The organism is Microbacterium sp. RG1 (genome assembly GCF_005347485.1).
Classification (GTDB): domain Bacteria; phylum Actinomycetota; class Actinomycetes; order Actinomycetales; family Microbacteriaceae; genus Microbacterium; species Microbacterium binotii_A.
The window spans coordinates 865,651-890,757 of the sequence record NZ_CP034121.1 but is presented as its reverse complement, the minus strand read 5'-3'; the positions used below and the strand labels follow the sequence as shown (position 1 = coordinate 890,757).

The 25,107-nt window shown below is 68.4% G+C and carries 24 protein-coding genes; 3 read left to right on the top strand and 21 right to left on the bottom strand.

Annotated features, from left to right (window positions below):
• Positions 1–45: 45 nt before the first annotated feature.
• The 18 genes from EHF32_RS04240 to EHF32_RS04155 all read right to left on the bottom strand — a co-directional run bounded on the left by EHF32_RS04240 (position 46) and on the right by EHF32_RS04155 (position 17,684).
• Positions 46–1,605, bottom strand: a complete 1,560-nt coding sequence (locus EHF32_RS04240; RefSeq protein ID WP_137416965.1) for a Rieske 2Fe-2S domain-containing protein — start codon at positions 1,603–1,605, stop codon at positions 46–48.
• Positions 1,606–1,684: 79 nt separating this feature from the next.
• Positions 1,685–2,974 carry an alpha/beta hydrolase gene (locus EHF32_RS04235; protein WP_137416964.1) on the bottom strand — a complete coding sequence of 430 codons (1,290 nt, stop codon included), beginning with the start codon at positions 2,972–2,974 and terminating at the stop codon, positions 1,685–1,687.
• Between the two features lie 55 nt (positions 2,975–3,029).
• Entirely contained in the window at positions 3,030–3,440 is a 411-nt protein-coding gene (gene nusB, locus EHF32_RS04230) for a transcription antitermination factor NusB (RefSeq protein ID WP_137416963.1), read from the bottom strand.
• A gap of 3 nt (positions 3,441–3,443) precedes the next feature.
• Complete coding sequence (gene efp / locus EHF32_RS04225) at positions 3,444–4,004, bottom strand: elongation factor P (RefSeq protein WP_137416962.1); 561 nt, start codon at positions 4,002–4,004, stop codon at positions 3,444–3,446.
• 136 nt (positions 4,005–4,140) lie between these two features.
• Entirely contained in the window at positions 4,141–4,995 is an 855-nt protein-coding gene (locus EHF32_RS04220) for a 3-hydroxyacyl-CoA dehydrogenase (RefSeq protein WP_137416961.1), read from the bottom strand.
• A gap of 33 nt (positions 4,996–5,028) precedes the next feature.
• Complete coding sequence (locus EHF32_RS04215; RefSeq protein ID WP_137416960.1) at positions 5,029–5,652, bottom strand: TetR/AcrR family transcriptional regulator; 624 nt, start codon at positions 5,650–5,652, stop codon at positions 5,029–5,031.
• A gap of 53 nt (positions 5,653–5,705) precedes the next feature.
• Positions 5,706–6,164: a type II 3-dehydroquinate dehydratase gene (aroQ, locus tag EHF32_RS04210; protein ID WP_137416959.1), complete on the bottom strand. Its 459-nt coding sequence runs from the start codon at positions 6,162–6,164 to the stop codon at positions 5,706–5,708.
• Between the two features lie 38 nt (positions 6,165–6,202).
• On the bottom strand, positions 6,203–7,285 hold the full coding sequence (aroB, locus tag EHF32_RS04205; RefSeq protein ID WP_137416958.1) for a 3-dehydroquinate synthase: 1,083 nt from the start codon (positions 7,283–7,285) through the stop codon (positions 6,203–6,205).
• Entirely contained in the window at positions 7,282–7,818 is a 537-nt protein-coding gene (locus EHF32_RS04200; RefSeq protein ID WP_137416957.1) for a shikimate kinase, read from the bottom strand. The genes aroB and EHF32_RS04200 overlap by 4 nt, the downstream gene beginning before the upstream one ends.
• The gene (gene aroC, locus EHF32_RS04195; protein WP_137416956.1) at positions 7,815–9,029 is read right to left on the bottom strand and encodes a chorismate synthase; all 1,215 of its coding nucleotides are present in this window, start codon (positions 9,027–9,029) and stop codon (positions 7,815–7,817) included. Before aroC ends, EHF32_RS04200 begins: the two co-directional genes overlap by 4 nt.
• A 4-nt stretch (positions 9,030–9,033) precedes the next feature.
• Entirely contained in the window at positions 9,034–9,894 is an 861-nt protein-coding gene (locus tag EHF32_RS04190) for a shikimate dehydrogenase (RefSeq protein WP_337678154.1), read from the bottom strand.
• Positions 9,861–11,174, bottom strand: a complete 1,314-nt coding sequence (gene mltG / locus EHF32_RS04185; RefSeq protein ID WP_137416955.1) for an endolytic transglycosylase MltG — start codon at positions 11,172–11,174, stop codon at positions 9,861–9,863. Before mltG ends, EHF32_RS04190 begins: the two co-directional genes overlap by 34 nt.
• Complete coding sequence (ruvX, locus tag EHF32_RS04180; RefSeq protein WP_137416954.1) at positions 11,174–11,647, bottom strand: Holliday junction resolvase RuvX; 474 nt, start codon at positions 11,645–11,647, stop codon at positions 11,174–11,176. Before ruvX ends, mltG begins: the two co-directional genes overlap by 1 nt.
• Positions 11,644–14,310, bottom strand: a complete 2,667-nt coding sequence (alaS, locus tag EHF32_RS04175; protein WP_137416953.1) for an alanine--tRNA ligase — start codon at positions 14,308–14,310, stop codon at positions 11,644–11,646. Before alaS ends, ruvX begins: the two co-directional genes overlap by 4 nt.
• A gap of 63 nt (positions 14,311–14,373) precedes the next feature.
• Positions 14,374–14,586, bottom strand: coding sequence for a hypothetical protein (locus EHF32_RS04170; RefSeq protein WP_137416952.1), 213 nt, complete (start codon positions 14,584–14,586; stop codon positions 14,374–14,376).
• 129 nt (positions 14,587–14,715) lie between these two features.
• Positions 14,716–15,345 carry a 30S ribosomal protein S4 gene (rpsD, locus tag EHF32_RS04165; protein WP_137416951.1) on the bottom strand — a complete coding sequence of 210 codons (630 nt, stop codon included), beginning with the start codon at positions 15,343–15,345 and terminating at the stop codon, positions 14,716–14,718.
• A gap of 152 nt (positions 15,346–15,497) precedes the next feature.
• Positions 15,498–16,346, bottom strand: a complete 849-nt coding sequence (locus EHF32_RS04160; protein ID WP_137416950.1) for a hypothetical protein — start codon at positions 16,344–16,346, stop codon at positions 15,498–15,500.
• Between the two features lie 21 nt (positions 16,347–16,367).
• Positions 16,368–17,684 (bottom strand): replication-associated recombination protein A, encoded by a 1,317-nt coding sequence (locus EHF32_RS04155; protein WP_419144831.1) that lies wholly within the window; start codon positions 17,682–17,684, stop codon positions 16,368–16,370.
• Positions 17,685–17,777: 93 nt separating this feature from the next.
• On the opposite strand from EHF32_RS04155, the gene EHF32_RS04150 reads away from it, so the two are divergent.
• The 3 genes from EHF32_RS04150 to EHF32_RS04140 all read left to right on the top strand — a co-directional run bounded on the left by EHF32_RS04150 (position 17,778) and on the right by EHF32_RS04140 (position 20,038).
• Positions 17,778–18,047: a dioxygenase gene (locus EHF32_RS04150; RefSeq protein WP_137416949.1), complete on the top strand. Its 270-nt coding sequence runs from the start codon at positions 17,778–17,780 to the stop codon at positions 18,045–18,047.
• Positions 18,048–18,125: 78 nt separating this feature from the next.
• Entirely contained in the window at positions 18,126–19,403 is a 1,278-nt protein-coding gene (locus EHF32_RS04145; RefSeq protein WP_238343786.1) for a DUF349 domain-containing protein, read from the top strand.
• Between the two features lie 92 nt (positions 19,404–19,495).
• Entirely contained in the window at positions 19,496–20,038 is a 543-nt protein-coding gene (locus EHF32_RS04140; protein WP_137416947.1) for a type IV toxin-antitoxin system AbiEi family antitoxin, read from the top strand.
• On the opposite strand, the gene EHF32_RS04135 is transcribed toward EHF32_RS04140, so the two are convergent.
• The 3 genes from EHF32_RS04135 to secD are packed head-to-tail and all read right to left on the bottom strand — an operon-like array spanning position 20,025 to position 25,069.
• Positions 20,025–22,280: a RelA/SpoT family protein gene (locus EHF32_RS04135; RefSeq protein WP_137416946.1), complete on the bottom strand. Its 2,256-nt coding sequence runs from the start codon at positions 22,278–22,280 to the stop codon at positions 20,025–20,027. The two genes, EHF32_RS04140 and EHF32_RS04135, sit on opposite strands and share 14 nt — an antisense overlap.
• Before the next feature lie 54 nt (positions 22,281–22,334).
• Positions 22,335–23,324 (bottom strand): protein translocase subunit SecF, encoded by a 990-nt coding sequence (secF, locus tag EHF32_RS04130; RefSeq protein ID WP_137416945.1) that lies wholly within the window; start codon positions 23,322–23,324, stop codon positions 22,335–22,337.
• On the bottom strand, positions 23,324–25,069 hold the full coding sequence (secD, locus tag EHF32_RS04125; RefSeq protein WP_137416944.1) for a protein translocase subunit SecD: 1,746 nt from the start codon (positions 25,067–25,069) through the stop codon (positions 23,324–23,326). The genes secF and secD overlap by 1 nt, the downstream gene beginning before the upstream one ends.
• Positions 25,070–25,107 lie beyond the last annotated feature (38 nt).

Here is a 25,107-nt window from a genome sequence, read left to right as displayed (position 1 = left end):
ATCAGCTCCGGCGGACGAGCGAGGCGACGCGCAACGCGTTCCGACTCAGACGCCGGAGGCGACCTCGGCGGCGGCGTGCGACGCGCGGATGGGGTGCCCCTGCGTCGTCAGGCAGCGCCCGCTCGCGAGGTCCCACTTCCAGTCGTGGAGGCTGCACGTCAGCACGCCGTCCTCGATCTTGCCGGTCTTCGTCAGGTCCGCGCGCAGGTGAGGGCATCGGCGCTGCACGACCCAGTCACCCAGCTGGGCGTCCTCGGTCTGATCGGACTGCTCGGCGTACCAGTTCTCGACGTACTCGATGCGGTCGCGCGACAGGCACTTCAGGAACGTGGTGAGGAACTCGTTGAACTTGCCGCTTCGCCCGACCTCGAACTGCATCGACAGGAAGATGGAGTTCGACCAGTCGATCTCATGGTCGGCGATGTTCGTGGACACGAGGTCGGCGGGGATCGTGTACCAGTAGATGCACTCCTCCCCCGCGTACTCGCGGACCTTCGCCTTCGGGAAGTCCACCACCATGTCCAGGTCGCCGATGCGGAACCGGACGTTGCCGCCGACGCCGTTGCGGATGGTGCGCGCTCGGCGCAGCAACGGTTCCCACCACTCCTTGATGGCTGCCAGCATCTCGGCGGGCGGCAGGACCTCGGCGCGGGTCGCCTCCTCGTCGCGGATCTCCTGCTGACGACTGTCACGCTGTTCGGCGAGGTAGGTCCACTTGTCGGCGAACATCCGCTCGATCTCGGCGTCGGTGTACAGCGTCTGGGTGACCTCGACCGCCCCGTGGTTGAGATCGACCTGCGTGCCGGGCACGAACAGGTATCCCTTCTGGTCCGGGCGGACCTCCGACATGTGCGCCAGGAACTCGCTCTGGTCGGTGAAGATCGAGTCGTTCTCGAGACCGAGGCCGTTGTAGCGGAACAGCTCCTCGCGCAGGAACATCGGAGGGCCGGCCATCGGGAACACGTGCTCGGCGTCGACCTTCTCGATGTAGTACATCGCGCGCTTGTTCTGCGCGTCGCGCTTGAGCTGCGCGAAGTTCTGCTTCGCGTCCTGCGGCAGGTCGTAGACCATCGGCCACCAGATGGCCCCCGAGACCTGGGTGAAGTACGCGTCCGGCTTGGAGAACGCCAGCAGCCTCTCGAGATCGAGGGGGTGCGAGTCGTTCTGGTTCAGCACGGAGGCCGTTCCGTCGTCGACGCTCAGGGATGAATCGCCGATGGGGCCGTCGCTGGGCGCACGCAGCGGAGTGACCATCACGGACAGCTCCCCGTACTGCAGCGGAACGCCGGACTGCGTGTAGACGATGTTCTCGTAGCCGAGAGAGCGCAGATCCTGCTCCAGATCATCCGTCGGGTAATCGGGGAGGAGAACGGGGATGTCCGAGCGCACATAGCGCCGCAGCAGCCGGGGGTCGAAGTGATCGCGATGACGGTGCGAGATGTAGAGGAAGTCCGCCTGACCGAAACGCTCCCAGTCGAGCCCGCGATTGTCGGGGAACGGGAACCACGATCCGAAGAACGAGGGGCCGATGACGGGGTCGCAGAGGATGCTGCCGCCCGCCGTCTCGATGAACATGCCCGCGTGGCCGAGACCCGTGATGCGCATAGATGAGTCCTTTCCGCACTCGAGTCTAGGCAGCGCCCGCTGTGTGTCCCGTGCGCACCGCCGACTCACCGCTCGCCGATCACGAGGGCGCGAGCCCCAGTCGCGGGTACAGCCGAGCGAAGCCCTCCGCCAACCCGCCTTCCAGGGCGTCGACCACGTGGCCGGCACCAGGGACGATGTAGCTCTGGGCATCCCACCCTGCCGCCGCGGCCGCGGCGGCTCCGGTCTGTGCCTGGGCGACGTACCCGGGGTCGTTCTCACCCGCGGTGAACAGCGCCCATTCGTTCGGGTAGGCCACGGCACCGGAGGCGAGGATGCTCATCGGCTGTGACGCCTTGTAGGCGGCCTCAGAGCCCCCATAGACGTCCGCGATCGTCTCATCGGGGTGCTCGGAGCCCGGCACGATCTCGCCGCTGATGGAGAGGAGGTTGCCCCAGATGTCCGGATGCTTGGCGGCGTACGTGAAGGCGCATCCCCCGCCGTTGGAGTAACCCGCGATGATCCAGTCCTGCGCCCGCGGGATCACGGGCAGCGTCCGGGCGAAGTCGACGACGTCCTGCGTGACATAGGTCTCGACGTTTCCGTACATCGGCGAGTCCGCACACGCGGGGTCTCGCGTGGGATCGCCGAGCTGGTCCACCACGAGCACGTAGGGCGCGAGCCCCTTGTTCTTCGCAGCGGCGGCGTCGAGCGTCGCGGCGATGTACTGGGGATCGGGATCCCCCGGCTGCCCCATCATCAGGATGACCAGCGGCAGAAGCGGAGGATTGGCGGTGAGACCGGCGGGAGGAATGTAGAGCCCCGCCTGCCGCGCCGCGAACCCCGACTTCGTCGCCGGGATCGATACGGTCCCCTGCTTCCCTGACGCCGGCATATCCGAGGGGGGCTGCCAGCTCTGGGAGAGGGGCACGTCCGGATCCCACGCCCCCGGCGACGCCGTGGGGATGACGATCGGCTTGTCGATCTGGATATGCAGGAAATTCGCCAGAGTGGCGTTGAGCCCGAAATGGGCGTTGATTCCGAGGGTCGTCGTGAGGAGGAACACCACCGCGGAGATCAGAGCGATCACGCGCCGCCGCCAACGAGAGTCCCACAGGTTGGCGACCGCGACGGCGGTCGCCCCGAGACCCGCGGACGCCCACGTCTTCACCTGCCACGGCAGTGTGATGCCGAACATGCCCGTCGCGTCGGCGAGGACCGATACCACGAGCGCCAGCACAGCTCCGAGACCGAACGCGACAGCCGCATGAAGCAACCACCGTCCGCGCCCGGGACGCCACAGGAGGTAGCCGAGCGCGACGAGGCTCACTGCGCAGAACACTCCGATCAGGACGGGGCTGACGATCCTGATCTCCAGCAGTGCCGTCATGCCCAGCCCCTTCCGCGCTCGGGTCGATTCTCAGCGTTCGCCCGTGGCCCGCGCGTCAGGCCGAGCGTGCGATACGCGCAAGCACGCCGTGGACGAAGGCGCCGGCCTCATCGGTCGAGTACTCCTTCGCCAGCTCCACGGCCTCATCGATGGCGACCGCGACGGGAACCTCGTCGTTGAAGACGGCTTCCCAGACACCGATGCGCAGGACAGCCCGATCGACGGCCGGCATCCGTTCGATCTTCCAATCGCGGGCGTGCGTGATGATCTGCTCGTCGATCTCGTCACGGTGGTCGATGACGCCGTCGACGATGTCGCGGGCATACAGCCAGGACGTTTGGCGGTCGGGCTCCCCCGCTGCGCGGGAGGCTTCAGCGGCGAGGATGGCCGCAGGGTCCTCGCCGCGGACGTCTGCCTGGAAAAGGATGTCGAGGGCGCGCTTGCGCGCCTTGCTACGAGCGCTCACCCGTCAGCTGACGCGGCCGAGGTAGTCGCCCGTGCGCGTGTCGACCTTGACCTTCGTGCCCGTCTCGACGAACAGCGGCACCTGGATCTCGTGACCCGTCTCGACCGTCGCAGGCTTCGTTCCCGCGGACGAGCGGTCGCCCTGCAGACCGGGCTCGGTGTAGGTGATCTCGAGGACGACGGAGGCGGGCAGCTCGATGTAGAGCGGGTTGCCGTCGTGCAGCGCGATCTGGACCTGCTGGTTCTCGAGGAGGTAGTTGGCCGCGTCGCCGACCGTCGCCGCGCCCACCGTGATCTGGTCGTAGTCGGCGACGTCCATGAAGACGAAGCCCTCACCGTCGTTGTAGAGGTAGGTGAAGTCGCGGCGGTCGACGTTCTGGATGTCGACCTTCGCGCCGGCGTTGAACGTCTTGTCGACGACCTTGCCGGTCATGACGCTCTTCAGCTTCGTACGCACGAACGCGCCGCCCTTGCCGGGCTTGACGTGCTGGAACTCCACGACGTTCCACAGCTGTCCGTCGATGCTGAGGACGACGCCGTTCTTGATGTCTGCGGTAGATGCCATGGGGGTGGAGGTTCCGTTCGTCGTGAGATCTGCGGGCGCGTCGTGTCAGCCGATGGCCCAGCGCCCTATCCTACGGGATCGTCGCCGGCCCCGCCGGGCACACGATGGCGCGGCGGCGGGGTCGGCGACGGCGGCATCAGGCGTATCGGTAGAAGCCCTCTCCGGTGGCGACGCCCAACTTGCCCTGGTCGATGTAGTTCTCCTTCAGCCAGGCAGCCAGCGCCTGGTCGCCCGTGCTGGAGTGCGTCAGGATGTTGTACGGCGTGTTCAGACCGATGACGTCGAGCATCTGAAGCGGGCCCATCGGAGCGCCGGTGGCGATGCGCCACGTCTTGTCGATGTCCGCGACGGAGGCGTAGCCGCCCGCGGCAAGCCCCATACCGGCGTTGAGCAGCGGGACGAGGAGCGAGTTGAGCACGTAGCCCGCCTTCTCCTTGCGGATGGCGATCGGCACCATGCCGATGGCCTCGGCGAAGTGCATCACCGCGTCGAACACCTCCGGGGCGGTGCGCTCGGTTCCCATCACCTCGCCGGTGTTGAACGTCCACACGCGGTTCGCGAAGTGGAGGGCGAGGAAGCGGTCGGGACGCCCCGTGAAGTCGACGATGTCGGACGGCAGGAGTGTCGATGAGTTGGTCGCGAAGATCGTGTTCTCGTTCGCGAGTGCAGCGAGCTGCGTGTACACCTCGCGCTTGAGGTCGAGGACTTCGGGTACTGCCTCGATGACGAGGTCGACCTTCGCCGCGTCGGCGAGGCTGGTCGTGAGCGTCACGCGGGCCAGAGCATCTTCGACGCGCGTGCCCTCTGCAGCACCGGGCACCTCGGCGCGGTAGGTGGCAGCGAGGCGCTCGAATCTCTCGCGCGCGGAGACCAGCGCCTCGTCGTTGATGTCGTACGCCACGACGGCGAATCCGCTGTAGGCGCTCTGAAAGGCGATCTGCGATCCCAGAACACCTGTTCCGAGAACGGCGACGGTCGTGATGTCGGTCATGATGTCTTCTTCCTGACGGGGATCCCCCGTCGCTCAGTTCGCGGTCGGGTGGGCCGCGGTATCAGCCGCGCCGGCACGGTAGCCGGCGACGATCTGTGCGATCTGCCTGGGCAGGTCGGTGGTGTCGAAGCGTTCTCCCCCGCTGGGGCGGACGAGCACGATGTGCGCGCAGGCGAAGATCGCGCGAGCCGCGCTACGGGCTGCCGCGCTCTGCCGGCCGCCGGTGAGGATCCGGGCGATGCCGTCCTCCAGCTCGGCGACCACCGCCAAGCCGTCGGCGCGGTACGGATCGTTCGCATCGCCGAACATGAGCTCGCGCTGGTAGACGGCCGCATCCGCAGCCCGCTGCGCTGCCGTGTCGAAGAGCGGCCTCAGCGCGGTCTGGACCGCCTCGGTCGCGTCGGCCACCGCCCCGGCTTCGTCGAGTCCGCGGCGAACGGCATGGCGCACGTCCTCGTTGCGCACCATGAGCAGCAACTCGGCCTTCGTCGCGGCGTAGCGGAACACCGTCCCCACCGCGACGTCCGCGCGATCGGCTACTTGCTGAGTGGTCACCCCCGCGTAGCCGAACTCGTCGAACAGATCACGCGCGGCAGCGAAGATGCGCTCCCGCTTCAGCTGCTTCCCGCGCTCCCGGCGTCCTGTGTCATCGGCCACAAATGAGTGAACTCAAAAGTGAGTCGACTCATTCCTTGCGGAGGAGAAATCACTCAGCCATCCGACTGTCCGGTGATCACCCGGACGAGGCGATCCACTGCCGTCGCGTAGCCCCGCACGCCCTCGCCGACGACATGCACGATCGCGACGTCCCGCACGTACGAGTGGTGCCGGAACTCCTCTCGCGCCGTGACATCCGAGATGTGGACCTCGGCGACGGGGAGCGAGACACCGCTCAGGGCATCGCGGAGCACGACCGAGGTGTGGGTGAGACCGCCCGGATTGATCACGATTCCTGCACAGTCCTCGCGCGCGGCATGGATCGCGTCGAGCAGGATGCCCTCGTGGTTGCTCTGCACGGCACGCAGCTCGAAACCGTGCGCATGAGCAGCCTCCGACGCGATGCGCTCGACATCCGCGAGCGTCGCCGTCCCGTAGATGTCGGGTTCACGCGTCCCGAGCAGATTCAGGTTCGGGCCGTTGACGAGCAGGAGACGACGTGGGGCGGTCACGCTCGCACGCTACCAGGAGCACGGGTGGCGCGGCGTCTTCAGCCCGCGACTTCCTGGTAGGCCGCGAACAGCAGCGACTCGTCGGGTGCCTGCAACACGGTCGGACGGGCGATGTCGTCGAGCACGATGAACCGCAGCATCCCGCCGCGCGACTTCTTGTCGCGCTGCATGGTGGCCAGCAGCTGCGGCCAGGCGCCGGCGCGATAGGTCGTCGGGAGCCCGAGCGACTCGAGGATCTCGCGATGGCGGGCCGCAGCCCCGTCCGAGAGTCGACCCGCGAGGCGCGAGAGCTCGGCGGCGTACACCATGCCAATGGAGATCGCGGCGCCGTGACGCCACCGGTAGCGCTCGGCGTGCTCGATCGCGTGACCGAGCGTGTGACCGTAATTGAGGATCTCCCGCAGACCCGCCTCGCGGAAGTCCTCGCCCACAACGCGCGCTTTCATGTCGATTGCGAGCTCGAGACAGCGCCGGAAGGATGCGGACGACGGATCCACAATGGCCTGCGGTTCCGCTTCGATGCGGTCGAGGATCTCGGGTGCCCAGATGAAGCCCGCCTTCACGACCTCGGCGAAGCCCGCCGTGGCCTCGTTCTGCGACAACCCGTCCAACATCGAGAGATCGCAGACGACCGCCTGCGGGGCCCAGAAGGCGCCGACGAGGTTCTTGCCTTCCGCCGTGTTGATGCCCGTCTTGCCGCCGACCGCCGCGTCGACCATGCCGAGGACGGTCGTCGGCACCTGCACCACCTGGATGCCGCGCAGCCAGGTTGCGGCGACGAAGCCCGCCAGATCTGTCACTGCTCCCCCGCCGAACCCGACGACCGCATCCGTCCGCGTGAAGTCCGCTTGGCCCATGACCTGCCAGCAGAACGCGGCCACCTCGACGCGCTTGCCCTGCTCGGCATCGGGGATCTCTGCCAGGAGCACCTCACGCCCCCCGTCGGCCATAAGCCGTTCGCGCAGGGAGGCTGCGGCCGCAGCCAGTGTCGGCGGGTGGACGACGAGCACCTTGCGGACCGACGGCGCGAGGGCCTCTCCCACCCGATCCAGGATGTCGCGCCCGAGATGGATCGCGTACCCGTTGTCACCGGCGACGGTGATCTCGGTCGTCTCGGTCATGAGTGTCCCTTCGGTGCGGCCGTCCGCGCCCACGCGACGATCTGGTCAACGACGTCGGAGAGCGGTCCGTGCGAGGTGTCGAACGTGGCGTCGGCGACGTCGGTGTACAGCGGCATCCGCTCATCCAGGATGCGGCGCCAGCGCGCGACGGGATCCTCGCCCTCGGCGGCGAGCAGCGGACGGTGGCCACCCCCGATCCGGCCGGCCACGATCGCCGGCGAGACCGTCAGGAGGGCGACGCGGTGGGCTCGCAGGTCCGCCCGCGTGTCGGGGTCGAGGACGGAACCGCCGCCGAGCGAGACGACGCCGCCTTGAGCCAAGGACTGCGTGACAGCCTCTCGTTCGAGCTCGCGGAAACGCGCCTCGCCGTGCGTCGTGAAGATGTCGGCGATCGGACCGTGCGAGCGGACGACGATCGCGTCGGTATCGACGAAACCGAGTTCCAGAATCTTGGCTACCCGCTTGCCGATGCTGGTCTTGCCTGCACCCATGGGTCCGACGAGCACGATCGCCGAGGCGGCGGGCGCTGTCATCGATCGAGGTCGGGATCGCTGGCGTCCGCCGTGCGCAGGGTGTCCGGGATCGCCGCGAGGTACGACTGCAGGTTACGGCGGGTCTCGACGATGTTGTCACCGCCGAACTTCTCGAGCACGACATCGGCGAGGACGATGGCGACCATGGCCTCGGCCACGACGCCGGCGGCCGGGACGGCGCAGACGTCCGAGCGCTGGTGGTGCGCGGAGGCGGTCTCGCCCGTGGCGACGTCGATGGTCCGCAGCGCGTGCGGAACGGTCGCGATCGGCTTCATACCCGCTCGCACCCGCAGCACGGTCCCTGTGGACATGCCGCCCTCGGTGCCGCCGGCGCGGTCGGTGCCGCGCGTGATTCCGCCATCGGTCGCGAACAGCTCGTCGTGCGCCGCGGAGCCGCGCCGACGGGTGGTCTCGAAGCCGTCGCCGACCTCCACGCCCTTGATGGCCTGGATGCTCATGAGCGCTTGCGCGAGCTTGGCGTCGAGACGGCGGTCCCACTGGACGTGCGATCCCAGCCCCGGCGGCATGCCGTAGGCGAGCACCTCGACGATGCCGCCCAGGGTGTCGCCGTCCTTCTTCGCGGCGTCGACCTCGGCCACCATCGCCGCAGACGTCGTCGCATCGAAACAGCGCAACGGATCCGCATCCAGCGTGTCGACGTCGTCCGGTGTCGGAAGCGCCGTGCCCTCGGGCACGCGCACCGGGCCGATGGAGAGCGTGTGGCTCACCAGGCGGATCCCGAGCTCGCCGAGGAAGGAACGCGCGATCGCCCCCAGGGCGACGCGCGCGGCGGTCTCCCGGGCGCTTGCGCGCTCAAGGATGGGACGAGCCTCGTCGAACCCGTACTTCTGCATGCCGACGAGGTCAGCGTGACCGGGACGAGGACGCGTGAGGGCGGCGCCACGGCCGCGCGAGCGCTCCGTGAGCTCCACCGGCTCGGGGCTCATGACCTCGACCCACTTCGGCCACTCCGTGTTGCCCACGCGCAGCGCGATCGGGCTGCCGATCGAGTATCCGTGCACCACGCCCGAGGAGATCGAGAGTTCGTCCTCCTCGAACTTCATCCGCGAGCCGCGGCCGTAGCCCAGCTTGCGTCGGGCGAGGTCGGCTTGGATCGCGTCACGGGCGACGGGCACGCCGGCAGGCAGGCCTTCCATGATGGCGACGAGTTCGGGGCCGTGCGATTCGCCGGCCGTGAGCACGCGGAGCATTCGTCTATTCTCCCACGAGCGCCCGGCGCATTGCGGCCAGCACCCGTGCTTCGTCATCGAGCGGCTGGTCCTGCTCGCCGCCCACGAACACGCGCACCTGTCGGAGCGCCTGGTGGAGCAGCATCGGCAGCCCCGACACCGCGGTGAGGCCGCGTTCAGTCCACGCCCCGGACAACGAGGTCGGCCACGTGCCGTAGACGACATCCATGAGGGCGCCACCCGCATCCGCCAGCGAGGACACAACCTCGGGGGGCAGCGCGGCGTCTCCGGGAAGGGTGGCCACGGTGAGGTCGACCGCGTGATGACGGGCGTCCAGATCTCGAGCAGTGCTGCGCATCCCCAGCGCGGCGCCCCGGGCCACGAGGTGCTTCGCCGCCTCCGGACGCCGCGCCAGGATCTCGACGGAACCGACGCCCATCTCCGACAGGGCGACCAAGGCCGATGTGGCAGTGGCCCCGGCTCCCAGGATTCGTGCCGACGACACCTCTCCCACGCCCAGCTCGCGCAGCGCGGCCACGATGCCGCCGACGTCCGTGTTGTATCCGCGCGGACCACGCGGATCGAGTAGCAGCGTGTTGACGGCGCCGGTCGCGCGCGCCCTCGCATCGAGATCCACCGCCGCGCGGAAGCCCGCCGACTTGAGGGGCATGGTCAGCGAGAGTCCTCGCCACGATGCATCGAGCGCCGAGAGCTCGGCCTCGAAGCCCGCCTCATCGACGCGTCGCCGGTCATACGTCCACGCCGCACCGAGCGCGTCATAGGCGGCCGCGTGCAGGAGCGGCGAACGGCTGTGGGCGATCGGATCGCCCCACACGGCGAGGCGCGTGCCGGTCAGCATCCCGAATCCGGGTGCTCGCTGCACCACTGCTGGAACTGCTTCACGTACTTCTGATGCTCCGCATAGGTCGTCGTGAACACCGTCTCACCGGTGTCCAGATTCACCGTCACGAAGTAGAGCCACGGGCCGTCGGCGGGGTGCATGGCCGCATCGATCGCCACATCCCCCGGGTTCGAGATGGGTCCGACCGGCAATCCCGGATGAACGTACGTGTTCCACGGGTTGTCGTCGTGCTGCGCCTGTTCCGAGGTGCTCACCGAGCCGGCATGGAGCTCGCCGTAGCCGTACTGGGCGGTGGAGTCCATCTGCAGCAGGCCGAAAGTCTCCTGATTGGACGGATCGAGTCGGTTGAGGATGACGCGCGACACCTTCTGCATGTCGGCCTCGTACCGCGCCTCGCGCTGGATGATCGAGGCGATCGTGAGGATGCGCTCCCGCTGATCCGCAGGGACCCCGGCCGCATCCAGCGACTGCACCGTCCGGTCGACCATCATCTGGATGATGGACGTCGCGCTGGTGCCGGGCTCGATCGTGTACGTCGCGGGGAAGAGCCACCCCTCGAGGCTCGACGCCGAGACGCCGTAGGCCGAGGGGTCCGCCACGGCTGCGGTCAGATCGTCGAGCGAGACGCTCGCGCCGTCGGCGATCCGCTGCAGCGACACATCCACCGTCAGCCCTTCGGGCAGCACGACGCGTCCCTCGAGCCGGTTGGCGGGATCGCCGAGCGCCTCCAGCGCGGCCGCCGAGGTCATCTCCTGCTGCAGCTTGTACGTTCCCGGTTGGAACGTGAAAGCGATGTTGTTGTCGATCATGTAGCTGTACAACGAGGTCGCGGTGCGCGTCACACCGGCGTCGAACATCTTCTGGGAGACCTGGGGACCGGCGTCGCCGCTGACGACGGTGATCGTCGCCTCGCCGTGCGCCTGTCCGGCCTCGAACTCGGTCGGCTCCTCCCACCCGAGCACCGCGCGGATCTTGTCCTCGTAGGTGTTCCACACCCAGAGCCCTCCGGCGGCGACGCCACCGAGAAGCACGACCACGATCGCCAGGGCGATCCACCCGCCTTTGCGACGGCGGCGCTTGTTGGGCGGAGGCGGCGGAGCGCCCAGCACATCGGTCGTCGCCTCACCCGTGAACAGGTCGTCCAGCGAGGGACGGGCGGCGGTGGCCGGCGCTGGGTCCGCAGGAGTGCGGAGGATCGGCTCGGACACCGCGGGGGTCGGTGGGGGCGCCGATTCGGGCTGCGGCGCGCTCGCGCGCTGGGCGGCCTCGCGCGCCTCGCGGCGGGAGGAGGGAGTGTCGGACATCAGTCGGTCTCCTGGTCCGGGTCGACGGGAGTGCCGGGCGCCCGACCCGTCTGCTTCTCGACATCGAGGGCGTTCTGCAACAGGATCACGGCGGCGACCTGGTCCACTATTCCACGCGAAGAGCGCTGTGAACGCCCTGAACTCCGCAGCGCCGCATGCGCCGACACCGTGCTCAACCGCTCGTCCACCAGCCGCACGGGGAGAGGACCGGCGACGGCGAGGGCGCGCGCGAACTCGCGGGCATCCTGCGTCGAGGCCGTCTCATTGCCGCTCAGACTGATCGGCAGCCCGACGTAGAGCGCGGTCGCGTTCTCTTCGCGGGCGATGGCGAGGACGCGTTGCGGTGAGTCGTCCGCGCGCGCGACCGTCTCCACCGGCGTCGCCAGCATCCCATCGGGATCGCATCGGGCGACGCCGACCCTCGCCTTGCCCACGTCGATGCCGAGCCGGACGCCCCTGCGGAAGTCGCTCACGCCGACGTGGTCTCCAGCGTTCGGACGATGCCCTCGAGCGCGTCGGGCAGCGCCGCCGCATCCGAACCGCCGCCCTGTGCGACGTCGTCGCGTCCGCCACCGCCGCCGCCGAGGACCCCCGCGGCACCCTTGGCGAGAACCCCTGCCTTGACGCCCGCCCGCCGTGCCGCCTCGTTCGTTGCGACGATGACGATCGGACGTCCTCCTGCTGTCGCGCCGAGAGCGACGACGCTCGCGTCCTCGCCGAGCCGGTCGCGAACCGCCAGTGCCACGGTGCGCAGATCGTCGGCCGATCCCACGGCGCCGATCGAGGCGACGACGGCACCGACCTGCCCGACCCGGCGCACCTGCGTCGCAAGCTCTGGGGCGCGCTGAGCGAGAGCCTGCGCTTCGAAGGACGCGATCTTCTTCTCGGCCGCCTTCAGGCTTGCCGCAAGATCGGCGATCCGTGCGGGAATCTGCTCGCGGGGGACCTTCAGGTCCGACGTCAGCTGAGACACGATCGCACGCTCTGCCGCAAGATCACGGAACGCGTCCAGTCCGACGAGCGCCTCGACCCGGCGCGCGGTCGCGCCCACCGAGGACTCCCCCACGAGGTTGATGAGTCCCACCTCCGCGCTGGAGGCGACATGCGTTCCGGCACACAGCTCGCGCGACCACGGGCCGCCGATGTCGACCATGCGCACAGTCGTCCCGTACTTCTCGCCGAACAGCGCCATCGCGCCCAGTTCCTTGGCCTCGTCGAGGGGCAGCACGCGGGTGGTCACCTCGAGGTTGTCGCGCACGGCGTTGTTGGCGATCTCCTCGATCTCGCTCCGCGTCGCGGGCGAGAGCGCCTGGCTCCAGTTGAAGTCGAAGCGCATGTACCCGGCACGGTTCAACGAGCCCGCCTGGGTCGCGGAGCTTCCCAGGGTGTCGCGGAGAGCAGCGTGCACGAGGTGGGTCGCGGAGTGCGCCTGACGCGCGGCGCGGCGGTTGGCCGCATCCACCACCGTCGTCGCCGCATCGCCGACACCGACCTCGCCCGTGAGCACCTCGACGGTGTGGCTGATGAGTCCCGGCACGGGCTTCTGCACGTCCAGCACGTCCAGCTCGAAGCCCGACCCGACGATGGTGCCCTTGTCAGCGACCTGTCCGCCGGATTCCGCGTACAGCGCGGTGGCGGGCAGGATCACCTCGACGACCTGACCCTGCCGCGCGCGGTCGACGGAGACCCCTTCGTGCAGGATGCCCAGCACACGCGACTCGGTCGCGAGGTCCGTGTACCCGGTGAAGACGGTCTCGCCCTGAGCACGGAAGTCGCGGTACACGCTGTGATCGGCGAGCTGGCGACGCCGACTCTTGGCGTCCGCCTTCGCCCGGGTGCGCTGCTCCTGCATCAGGGTGTCGAAAGCGCCGCGGTCGACGCTGAGCCCGGCCTCCTCGGCGACTTCGAGCGTCAGATCGATGGGGAAGCCGTAGGTATCGTGCAGGAGGAACGCCTGGTCACCGGAGATCGAGGCGCCGCCCGTCTTCTTCGTCTCGGCGATCGAGAGGTCGAGGATCGACGATCCTGAGGCTAGCGTGCGAAGGAAGGTCTCCTCCTCCGCGAAGGCATACTGCGAGATGCGACCCCAGTCCTCGGCCACGACGGGGTACGACGCTGCCATCGCATCACGAGACGCCGAGAAGAGCTCCGGGAAGGTGGCGCCGTCGACTCCGAGCAGTCGCATCGCGCGGATCGAGCGGCGCATGAGGCGGCGCAGGATGTAGCCGCGGCCCTCGTTCGACGGCGTCACACCGTCGGAGAGCAGCATGAGAGACGAACGGACATGGTCGGCGATGACGCGGTAGCGCACATCGTCTTCGTGCTCCTTGCCGTACGGCCGGCCGGAGAGCTCGACCGCGCGATCGAGGACGGGGCGCACCTGATCCGTCTCGTACATGTTGTCGACGCCCTGCTTGATGAAGGCGACGCGCTCGAGCCCCATGCCGGTGTCGATGTTCTTGTTCGGCAGCTCACCGACGATGTCGAAGTCGATCTTCGAGCGCACGTTGGTGATCGCGTACTGCATGAACACGAGATTCCAGATCTCCGTGAACCGCGAATCGTCGACGGCGGGGCCGCCGTCGCGGCCGTAGGCCGGCCCACGGTCGAAGTAGATCTCGGAACAGGGGCCGGCCGGACCGGGCTGACCCGTCGACCAGTAGTTGTCCTCGCGCCCGAGTCGCTGGATGCGGTGTTCCGGCAGTCCAGCGATGCGTCGCCAGAGATCGGCGGCCTCGTCGTCGGTCTCGTAGACCGTGACCCACAGGTCCTTCTCCTGGAAACCGAGACCACCATCGGCCTCGGAGCGCGTCAGGAGATCCCAGGCGTAGGTGATGGCGCCTTCTTTGAAGTAGTCGCCGAAAGACCAGTTCCCGAGCATCTGGAAGAACGTGCCGTGGCGGGCGGTGTGACCGACCTCCTCGATGTCGTTGGTCCGGATGCACTTCTGCACGTCGGCGGCCCGCGGGAACGGAGGCGGCACCGTTCCATTGAGGAACGGGACGAACGGCACCATCCCGGCGACGGTGAACAGGAGCGTCGGGTCATCGCTGACCAGAGACGCGGAAGGAACGATGGTGTGATCGTTCTTCTCGAAAAAGTCGAGGTAACGCTGGGCGATCTCGGCGGTCTTCATGCGGTGTCTTCCTCGGGCAGGACAGGAAGGCCGCCGGAGCGGCCGTTCGGAGTTCGCGGGTGGTCAGCGATCGTCGGCAGCGGAGCCTTCGGCATCGGCCCCGGTCTCGAACCGGGCCTGCTGCTCGTGGTAGGCGTCTTGGATGCGGTCGGTGAACTCTGTGATGCGGGCGTCGATCTCGGCGAGCATCTCGTGTCCGCGCGGATCCTTGTTGACGAGGTGCGCGAGCACGAACCCGGCCGTCGTTCCGACCGCGAACCAGAGAAGACTTCTCACCGTGACCTCTTCCTCATCGTGTCCGCGTCTGTCGCGAGCATCCTCCATCGTAGGCGAGAACGGATGCCGGCGACGGGTCGACGACGAAGGGCGCCGGGATGACCCCGACGCCCTTCGTGCGCGAACGACTCAGCGCGCGGCGTAGTACTCGACGACCAGCTGCACGTCACAGGTCACGGGGACCTCGGCGCGCTTCGGACGACGCACCAGGCGAGCCTGGAGCTTGTCGAGCTCGACCTCGAGGTAACCGGGGACGTTCGGCAGGACCTCGGCGTGACCGCCGGCGGCTGCGACCTGGAACGGCTCGGTGCCCTCGCTGCGGGTCTTGACGTGGATCAGCTGACCGGGCTTGACGCGGAACGACGGGCGGTCCACGATCTGGCCGTCGACCATGATGTGGCGGTGCACGACGAACTGACGCGCCTGCGCCGTGGTGCGGGCGAAACCGGAACGCAGCACGAGGGCGTCGAGACGCATCTCGAGCAGCTCGACGAGGTTCTCACCCGTCAGGCCGTCGGTGCGACGGGCTTCGTTGAACGCGATACGCAGCTGCTTCTCGCGGATGCCGTACTGCTCACGCAGACGCTGCTTCTCACGCAGGCGGACGGCGTAGTCACTGTCGGCCTTGCGCTTGGTGCGTCCGTGCTCGCCGGGAGCGTAGGGACGCTTCTCGAGGTAGCGGGCGGCCTTGGGGGTCAGCGCGACGCCGAGCGCGCGCGACAGGCGGACCTTGCGGCGGTCCTGGGACTTCGTGGTCACGAAGGTGTCCTTCCGATGACGTGGCCGCGCCTTTCGCGGCTCACGGGCGTATCACCCGACTTCTCCCGATGACGCGCACGCCGGGGCGCGTCGGACGGTGGAGCAGAAGGAGGGGGATGCCCGAAAACTCGGTTTCGAGCCGATTCATGCTATCAGACCGTCTTACGGCTCTCACGGGCGTGCCGACCGGTCGTCAGCCACAGCGAACTCTGCATCGCGATGATGGCCTCGCCCGGCAGCGCGTCCGCGATGGCAGGGGTGCGGATGCTGTTGCGGTCGGCGATGATCGAGCCGGTGTCGGTCCGCGCGGCGAAGGCGCGCGCCACCCGTTCGCGAAGGAGTTCTCGTTCGTGCTCGAAGGACGGCAACTGCTGCGCCACCGCCCATGACCACGCCGCATCGACCTCTGCAGCGGCAGCCGGCCTGCGGCGTCGATGGGCGGCGAACCACACCCCGACGCCCGCGGACAACACGGCCAGGACGACGACGGCGACCACCGTGGCGGGTGCGGTGAGCCCGTTCGCGTACGCGACGATCACGGCGCCGGCGCCCAGGGCATACAACAGGGCGGCACGCGCGGCCACGGTGGACACGGAACGGTCGACCACCCTCTGCCCCACCGCCGCCAGCATCGCCAGCAGCGCGAGCGCGACGACACCGGCGACGGTGAGCGAGGCAGCATCGGTCTGCAGCGTCCCCAGTCGGTGCTCGCGGTCGAACTGCACGCTGAGCATGTTGACGCCGATGAGAACGGTCGCACCCACGAGCACCAAGAGGAACTGCAGGCCCGCCAGCGGTGCGCCGAACGATGTCGCCGCGCCGAATCGGCGGCGTGCAGACCGTTTGGCCTCGCGCTCCATCCGCCTGCTCAGCGCAGCGGCGTCGTCGGAGAGTCCGTCGGCGAGCTCGCGCATCCCGTAGAACACGAGCAGGCCGTACTCGAGGTCTCGATCGGCGACGGATGCGGCCGCCTCGGCATCACCGCCGTGCAGAGCCGTCACGAAGCCACCACCAGCGGGCACTCATCCCTCGAGGATCCGGCGGATCTTCTCGACACGCGCCGCGATGTCGCGCTCGAGACCGCGCTGCGTGGGTTGGTAGTACCGTCGCCCTCTCAGTTCGTCGGGGAGGTACTGCTGCGTCGCGACGCCGACATCGAGGTCGTGCGGGTAGACATAGCCCTTGCCATGCCCCAGACGCTTGGCGCCCGGATAGTGCGCGTCGCGCAGGTGTGCGGGGACCCGGCCGAAGCCGCCCGCCTTCACATCGGCGATCGCGGCGTTGATGGCGTTGTACGCAGCGTTCGACTTCGCGGTGGTCGCGAGATACACCGTCGCCTCGGCGAGAGGGATGCGCCCTTCAGGCATACCGATGAACGCCACCGCATCCGCAGCGGCGACGGCGATCGGCAGGGCCTGCGGATCGGCCAGCCCGATGTCCTCCGCCGCGGAGATGACCAGACGTCGTGCGATGAACCGGGGGTCCTCCCCCGCCTCGATCATGCGCGCCAGGTAGTGGATCGCGGCGTCCGCATCCGACCCGCGGATCGATTTGATGAACGCGCTGATGACGTCGTAGTGCTCGTCACCTTGGCGGTCGTAGCGCAGCAGCGCCCGATCGACCGCCTGCGCGATGAGGGCCGCCGTGATCCGCGGTTCCCCGTCGCCGTCGGTCATGGCCGCCGCCGCCTCCAGCGCCGTCAGCGCACGCCGGGCGTCTCCGGAGGCCAGGCGGACGAGCGCCTCCCTCGCCTCGTCGTCGAGCGCGATCCGCCCGGCGAGCCCTCGTGGATCGCTCACCGCCCGATCCACGAGCTCTCCGAGATCGTCGTCACCGAGTGGCTTCAGTGTGAGCAGGAGTGAGCGGGACAGAAGCGGGGAGATCACCGAGAACGAGGGATTCTCTGTGGTCGCGGCGATCAGCACGACCCACCCGTTCTCGACGCCGGGCAACAGCGCGTCCTGCTGGGCCTTGGTGAAGCGATGGATCTCGTCCAGGAAGAGGATGGTGGACTGCCCGTACAGATCGCGCTGATTGAGCGCTTCCTGCATCACCTCACGAACGTCCTTCACACCGGCCGTGATGGCCGAGAGCTCGACGAAACGACGCCCGGAGGAACGCGCGATCGCTTGCGCGAGCGTGGTCTTTCCGGTGCCGGGCGGTCCCCACAGGATCACGGACACCGCTCCGGACGTCTGCCGCTCGGGGTCGGCCAGCGCGACGAGCGGCGAACCGGGCTTCAAGAGGTGCCCCTGCCCTGCGACCTCGGCCAGCGACGCCGGACGCATGCGCACGGCAAGAGGCGTCTGACCCTGGAAGAGGGCACCGGAGGAGGTCACTCCCCCAGGCTAACGGCGGCCGACGACGCCCGGCTTTGATGGCGGCCGCCGGCGCCGCATAGGATCGGCTGGTCCGGCAGGCGAGGAGGAACCGTGGCAGCGGGAAACAAGCAGCAGCGTGCCGAGCGCGAACGCGCTCGTCTGTATCAGGCGCGCCGCGCCCACCACGACGCACAGATCACTCGGCGCCGCCGCGACAACATCCTGGCCGGGCTCGGTGGCGGGCTGCTCGTCCTCGCTGTCCTCGGCGGCCAGATCGCGTACTACACGGTCGGACCCGGCGTGAGCTCGCCCGTCGTCGAGACACCGAGCCCGGCGCCCTCCGACCCCGCGCCCACCTCGACACCGGAGCCCACGTCCTGACCTGCACGGCGCCGGACCGACCGGCGTACTAGGCTGAATCCGATTTCCCCCGCCGACGCGAGACGCTCGAGGTGCCCCGTGACTGCCGCGACAGACCACACCCCTGACCAGCCCGACACCACCGGGGCCGTTGAAGAGCCCTGGGGTCGGGTGGATGCCGATGGCACCGTCGCCGTGCGCGAGGGCGAGAACTGGCGTGTCGTCGGGCAGTACCCCGACGGCACTCCGGATGAGGCGCTGGCGTACTTCGTTCGCAAGTACACCGACCTCGCGAGCGAGGTGACGCTCCTGGAGGTCCGTCATCGTCGCGGAGGCGCGTCGGCATCCGACCTGCGTCACACGGCGAACGCGCTGCGCGAGAAGGTCACTGACGCCGCCGCCGTCGGCGACCTCGAGGCACTGCGCGCCCGGCTCGACGCCCTCGTCGCCTCGCTGGCCGAAGCGAGCGCGAATGAGGCGGAGGCTGCAAAGGCCGCTGTCGACGAAGCGCTCGCCCAGCGCACAGTCCTCGTCGAGCGGGCGGAGGCCCTCGCTCAGCGCGACCCGAAGTCGCTGCAGTGGAAGCAGGTCACCGCAGAGCTGACCGAACTCTTCGACCAGTGGCAGAGCCAGCAGCAGAACGGCCCGCGTCTGCCGAAGTCCGCGTCGCAGCAGCTGTGGACGCGCTTCCGCGATGCGCGCAGTGCGCTCGAGCGTCATCGCCGCGCGTTCTATGCGGAGCTCGACGAGGTGCACAAGGCCGCCAAGGACCGCAAGACGCGCCTGGTGGAGCGCGCCGAGGCTCTCGCACCACGCGGGGAGGACGCTATCCCCGCGTACCGCGACCTCCTCGACGACTGGAAAGCCGCGGGACGCGCCGGCAAGCGCGTCGACGATGCGCTCTGGGCCCGTTTCAAGGCCGCGGGCGACGCGCTCTACGGCGCGCGCCAGGGCCGCGAAGCGGCCGAGGCCGAGGAGTCCAAGGAGCGGATCGTCGCCAAGCAGGCGCTGCTCGAGACGGCGAAGCCCATCGTCGACGAGAAGAACCTGTCGACGGCCCGTCAGCGTCTCACCGAGATCCAGCGCCAGTGGGACGAGATCGGCCGGATCTTCCCGCGCGATCGCGAGCGGGCGCTCGACGACGAACTGCGCAAGATCGAGCAGCATGTGCGTGACCGTGAGGACGCCGAGTGGAAGCGCAACGAGCCCGAGACGACGGCTCGTGCCAACGACATGACCCGCCAGCTGACGGACGCCATCGAGAAGCTCGAGAGCGAACTGGCCGACGCGGAGGCCCGCAAGGACACGAAGGCGGCGAAGACGGCACGCGAGTCGCTCGAGGCGCGCAAGGCGTGGCTGCGCGCCATCGGCGGCTGACTCCTCCTCCGCCTGACCGCGACGCGCGGGGCCTGTCCACAGATCGGACGGGCCCCGCGCGTCTTTGCGTTCGATCCCGGCACACTGAGGCGATGGGATCGCGTTTCCTCTACTTCCCGAGCCAACTGCTCAGCCGCGCTGAGCTCACGGCTGCGTGTCTCGACGGCGACCTCGTGGGACTCGGCGAGGGCTTCGTCCCCGCGGACACGATCGAGACGGCGGCACTGCGAGCCGCATCCCTGCACCCTCTCGTCGGCGAACGAATGGCCGCGACCCACCGCAGCGCTGCCTGGGTGCACGGCTTCATCGACGAGGTGCCCGTCCGTCACGACCTGCAGCGCATCAGCGAGCACCGCCTGCACGAGCCCGTGGACCGGCGCTTCGTCTACCGCGATCCGCGTATCCCCGATGACGACCTGCTCCGTCTCGGCGGCGTTCCCGTCACGACGCCGGCTCGCACCGTCGCCGATCTCGCACGGGGCACCGACGAGGCGGCTCGCGGCCTGCTGGGACAGTGCGCCGAGCGAGCCCCCGAAGCCATCCACGGCGCCATCGCGTGGCTCGATTCCAGACGACGCGTACCGCGTCGTCTGGCGGCGCTCGCGCTTCTGCAGGAGCTCGTCAGGAAGATGTGACGCGGTAGACGTCGTACACGGCGTCGATGCGGCGCACCGCGTTCAGCACGCGGTCGAGGTGCACGGTGTCGCCCATCTCGAAAACGAAACGGCTGAGCGCGAGACGGTCGTTCGATGTGGAGACCGTCGCGGAGAGGATGTTGACGTGGTGTTCGCTCAGCACCCGCGTCACGTCACTGAGCAGCCCCGAGCGATCGAGCGCCTCCACCTGGATCTGTACGAGGAAGACGCTCTTCGTGGTGGGCGCCCACTCGACATCGATCATCCGCTCGGGATCGGCCTCGAGCGCCTTGACGTTGGTGCAGTCGGCGCGGTGCACCGAGACACCGCTGCCGCGGGTCACGAAGCCGACGATCTCATCCCCCGGGACCGGTGTGCAGCATTTGGCAAGCTTGACGAGGATGTCGGGCGCACCGCGCACGAGCACTCCGGAATCGCCGTCGCGCGGCGTACGGCCCCGACCGATGTGCGGGATGTCGATCGGGCCGGTGGAGGTGTCGTTGTCCGCCGCGACGAGCGCCGTGACCTTCTCGATCACCGACTGGGTGGAGACGTGTCCCTCGCCGACAGCCGCGTAGAGCGCCGACACGTCCTCGTAGCGCAGCTGCTGCGCGACCTGAGTGAACGAGTCCTGACTCATCAAGCGCTGCAGCGGCAGGTTCTGGCGCCGCATCGCGCGCGCGATGGACTCGCGCCCCTGCTCTATCGCCTCTTCACGGCGTTCCTTGGTGAACCAGCCGCGGATCTTGTTGCGGGCGCGGGTGCTCTTGACGAACCCCAGCCAGTCCTGGCTGGGTCCCGCATCCGGGTTCTTGGAGGTGAAGACCTCGACGACGTCGCCGGAATGGAGCTCGGACTCGAGCGGGACGAGCCGGCCGTTGACCTTCGAGCCCATCGTGCGGTGCCCGATCTCGGTGTGCACCGCATACGCGAAGTCCACCGGGGTCGCGCCCGCCGGCAGGCCGATGACGCGTCCCTTGGGCGTGAAGACGTAGACCTCCTTCGCGCCGATCTCGAACCTGAGCGAGTCGAGGAACTCGCCCGGGTCGGCGGTCTCCGCCTGCCAGTCGGAGATATGGGCGAGCCACGCCATGTCGGCGTCCACGGCCTTCGTGTCGGTCTTGGCGCCCGACATCCGCTCCTTGTACTTCCAGTGCGCCGCGACACCGAACTCGGCCTGCTGGTGCATCTCGTTCGTGCGGATCTGGATCTCGACCGTGCGCCCGTTCGGACCGATGACCGTCGTGTGCAGCGACTGGTACAGATTGAACTTGGGCGTCGCGATGTAGTCCTTGAACCGCCCGGGTAGCGGCGTCCATCGCGCGTGGAGCGCACCGAGCACGGCGTAGCAGTCGCGGACGGTCGCCACGATCACGCGGATGCCGATCAGGTCGTAGATGTCGTCGAACTCGCGACCTCGCACGACCATCTTTTGATAGACGGAGTAGAGCTGCTTCGGGCGACCCGCCACCCTGCCGCGGATCCGCAGCTCGCGCAGATCCTCTTCCACCGCATTGATGACGTTCTGCAGGTACTGTTCCCGCTGGGGCGTACGCTGCTTGACGAGGCTGTCGATCTCGACGTAGAGCTTCGGGTGCAGCACCGCGAACGAGAGGTCTTCGAGCTCGGACTTGATCGCCTGGATGCCGAGCCTGTGCGCCAGCGGTGCGTAGATCTCGAGCGTCTCGGTCGCCTTCTTGGATGCCTTCTCGGGCGGCACGAAGCCCCACGTGCGGGCGTTGTGCAGGCGGTCCGCGAGCTTGATGACGAGCACGCGGATGTCGCGAGACATCGCCACGATCATCTTGCGGACGGTCTCCGCCTGTGCGCTCTCGCCGTATTTGACCTTGTCGAGCTTCGTGACGCCGTCCACCAGCATCGCGACCTCGTCGCCGAACTCGGCGCTCAGCTCATCGAGGCGGTATCCCGTGTCCTCGACGGTGTCGTGCAACAGCGCGGCGGCGACCGCCTTCGGCCCGAGGCCGAGATCCGCCAGGATCTGAGCGACCGCGAGCGGATGCGTGATGTACGGCTCGCCGCTCTGCCGCTTCTGCCCCTCGTGTGCCCGGGCCGCCACCACGTAGGCCCGTTCGACGATCGCGAGATCGCCTTTCGGGTGGTGGGTCCGGACCGTGCGAACGAGCTTGTCGACGTCGTCACGGCGGGCGGCGCGCGAGAAGATGCGCGGGATCAGGCGGCGCAGAGACGAGCTCTGGGCGCCCGCGGGAAGCGTCTCGGCCATACCTCGATCACCGCCCTTCGCCCGGTCGGACCATTTTACGCGTCTTGGATCCGATCAGGCTTCGACGACGGCGCGCTCGCGCGCCGTCAGCACCCGCGCATCACTCGCCTTGACCTTCGCCTCGCCCTCGCGGAACAGGCTGTACAGCGGAGCCGCGAGGAAGAGCGTCGAGTACGCGGCCACGATGGTGCCCACGAAGATCGACAGCGAGATGTCCGTGAGGGTCTGCGCACCGAGCCAGAACGCGCCGATGAACAGGATCGCGCCGGTCGGCAGGATGGCGACGACGGTCGTGTTGATGGAGCGGATCAGCGTCTGGTTGACCGCGAGGTTCACCGATTCACCGAACGTGCGGGCAGAGATCTCCCCGTCGTCCCTCGTGTTCTCTCGGATCTTGTCGAAGACGACGGTGATGTCGTAGAGGGAGTACGCGAGGATCGTGAGGAATCCGATGACGGCGGCGGGCGAGATCGCGAAGCCGAACACCGCGTAGATCCCGATCGTGACGATCAGCACGTCGACGACGCCGATGATGGCAGCCGCGGACATCTTCCAGGTACGGAAGTACAGCGCGAGGATCACGAAGGTCAGCGTGAGGAAGATCGCCAGACCCCACAGGGACTGACGTGTCACCCCCTCGCCCCAGCTCGGGCCGATGAACGACGACGTGACGTCGGCGGCCGGCACGTTGTAGGCCTCCGCGAGCGCCTCCGAGACACGCTGTGTCTCGTCGTTGGACATCTGGTCGGTCTGCACCCGGACGGAGTCCGAACCGACCGTCGTGACTCGCGTCTCGGCGTTCGGGACGACGGACTGGACGGCGGTGGTCGCAATGGCCTGGTCGGGATTGGACAGCTCGTTGATCGTGAACTGGGATCCCCCCGTGAACTCGATCGAGAACTCGATCGGGCGGAAGAGCGGCACCAGCGCGGAGGCGATGACGAGCAGCGCACCGATCAGGAACCAGAGCCGGCGACGTCCGACGAACGGGAAGGAGGTCTTGCCGGTGTAGAGGTCGTTACCGACCTGGGACATCGAGCGCATCAGTTGCGACCGCCCTTCGACGGGGACACGGTATCGTCCGCGGGTGTGGAGCCGGCATCCCCCTGCTGCGCGGCGCGCTTGCGCTCGGCGATGGTCTGACGACGCTCCGCCTCGCCGCGCGAGCGCGCGACGCGACCGGTCGGGGCCACGGGAGCGCGGAACTGCGCGCGACCGCGGTACACCGCGCCGAGCGCCGTCGGGTCGAGACCGGACAGCGGGTGGCCCGAGCCGAAGAATCGGGTGCGGGCCAGCAGCTGCATCACGGGATGGGTGAACAGGATGAAGATGAGCACGTCGATGACGGTCGTGAGGCCCAGCGTGAACGCGAATCCCTTCACGGTCGCATCCGCGAGGATGTAGAGCACCACGGCGGCGAGCACGTTGATGGACTTCGAGATGTAGATCGTGCGCTTGGCACGGCTCCAGCCGTCCTCGACCGCTGCGGTGATCGACTTGCCGTCGCGCAACTCGTCGCGGATGCGCTCGAAGTAGATGATGAACGAGTCCGCCGTGAATCCGATCGACACGATCACACCCGCGACGCCGGCCAGCGACAGGCGGTAGCCCATGCGCCAGGCGAGGATGCAGAGGGTGATGTAGGTGAGCACACCCATGACCACGAGCGACGCCATGATCACCGTGCCGAGGGCTCGGTAGACGGTCAGCGAGTAGACCGCGACGAGACCCAGACCGATGAGGCCGGCGATCAACCCGATCATCAGCTGCTGAGATCCGAGGGTTGCCGAGATCGTGTCGGAGCTCTGCACCGTGAAGCTCAGCGGCAGGGCTCCGTACTTGAGCTGGTCCGCCAGCGTCTTCGCGCTCTCCTGCGTGAAGGAACCGGTGATCTGCGGCTTTCCGTCGGTGATGATGCCGTTCATCGACGGCGCGGAGAGCACCGTGCCGTCCAGCACGAACGCGAACTGGTTCAGCGGGCGCTGCAGCGGGTACAGCCGCTGGCTGATCTCGGTGAACTTCTCGGTGCCTTCGGCATTGAAGACGAGGTTGACCGCCCACTGGCCGTTGGTCTGCACGACCCCCGAGCTCGCGTCGGCGACGTCGTCGCCCTTGATCTCGACCGGACCGAGGATGTACTTCGCGGTGCCGTCGGTCGAACAGGTGATCAGCGGGTCGGCGTCGGGAGCATTCGCCGGATCGTTCGTGGGGTTGGCGCAGTCGTAGGCCTGGAACTCCGCCTGCAGCTTCGGGGTGATCCAGCTGACGTCGCTGCCGTTCGTCGGCGACGCGGTCGGCGTGGCCGCGAGCGATGGATCGGGCGTCGGATACGGCGTCGCCGTGCCGTCCTGACCGATGAAGCTGCCGCTGATCTCACCCGACTCGACGAGCACCGGACGCAGCTGCAGTTGCGCCGAGTCCTGGATGCGCTGACGCGTCTCCTCATCGGCCTCGCCCGGGATCTGGACGACGACGTTGCGCCCGCCCTCGGTCGTGACGTCCGCCTCGCCGACGCCGGAGGCGTCGACGCGCTGGCGGATGATCGTGACGGCCTGCGTCATCTGGTCGCCGCTCGGAGCAGCGCCGTCGGCGGTCTGCGCCGCGAGGATGATCTGCGTCCCGCCCTGAAGATCCAGCGCGAGTTCAGGGGACCAGGAGCTCGCGGGAGCTCCTGCGGAGGTCTTGAAGACGTAGACGCCCAAGGCGTTCACGCCGAAGAGCACAGCGGTCACCGCGAGGAGCCCGATGAGGGCGCGCCAGGCGTGACGGACGGGAGTGGATGTCGCCACGGACGATCAGCTTTCTCGTGCAGGAAGGGATGGAGGCG

What these genes read in the sequence shown, in the direction of transcription:
- EHF32_RS04220 (WP_137416961.1), bottom strand. Translation starts at nt 4,995, where the DNA reads ATGACCGACATCACGACCGTCGCCGTTCTCGGAACAGGTGTTCTGGGA.
- EHF32_RS04235 (WP_137416964.1), bottom strand. Translation starts at nt 2,974, where the DNA reads ATGACGGCACTGCTGGAGATCAGGATCGTCAGCCCCGTCCTGATCGGA.
- aroB (WP_137416958.1), bottom strand. Translation starts at nt 7,285, where the DNA reads ATGACCGAGACGACCGAGATCACCGTCGCCGGTGACAACGGGTACGCG.
- EHF32_RS04200 (WP_137416957.1), bottom strand. Translation starts at nt 7,818, where the DNA reads ATGACAGCGCCCGCCGCCTCGGCGATCGTGCTCGTCGGACCCATGGGT.
- mltG (WP_137416955.1), bottom strand. Translation starts at nt 11,174, where the DNA reads ATGTCCGACACTCCCTCCTCCCGCCGCGAGGCGCGCGAGGCCGCCCAG.
- secF (WP_137416945.1), bottom strand. Translation starts at nt 23,324, where the DNA reads ATGCGCTCGATGTCCCAGGTCGGTAACGACCTCTACACCGGCAAGACC.
- EHF32_RS04140 (WP_137416947.1), top strand. Translation starts at nt 19,496, where the DNA reads ATGGGATCGCGTTTCCTCTACTTCCCGAGCCAACTGCTCAGCCGCGCT.
- aroC (WP_137416956.1), bottom strand. Translation starts at nt 9,029, where the DNA reads ATGCTCCGCGTGCTCACGGCCGGCGAATCGCACGGCCCCGAACTCGTC.
- EHF32_RS04135 (WP_137416946.1), bottom strand. Translation starts at nt 22,280, where the DNA reads ATGGCCGAGACGCTTCCCGCGGGCGCCCAGAGCTCGTCTCTGCGCCGC.
- EHF32_RS04240 (WP_137416965.1), bottom strand. Translation starts at nt 1,605, where the DNA reads ATGCGCATCACGGGTCTCGGCCACGCGGGCATGTTCATCGAGACGGCG.
- efp (WP_137416962.1), bottom strand. Translation starts at nt 4,004, where the DNA reads ATGGCATCTACCGCAGACATCAAGAACGGCGTCGTCCTCAGCATCGAC.
- alaS (WP_137416953.1), bottom strand. Translation starts at nt 14,310, where the DNA reads ATGAAGACCGCCGAGATCGCCCAGCGTTACCTCGACTTTTTCGAGAAG.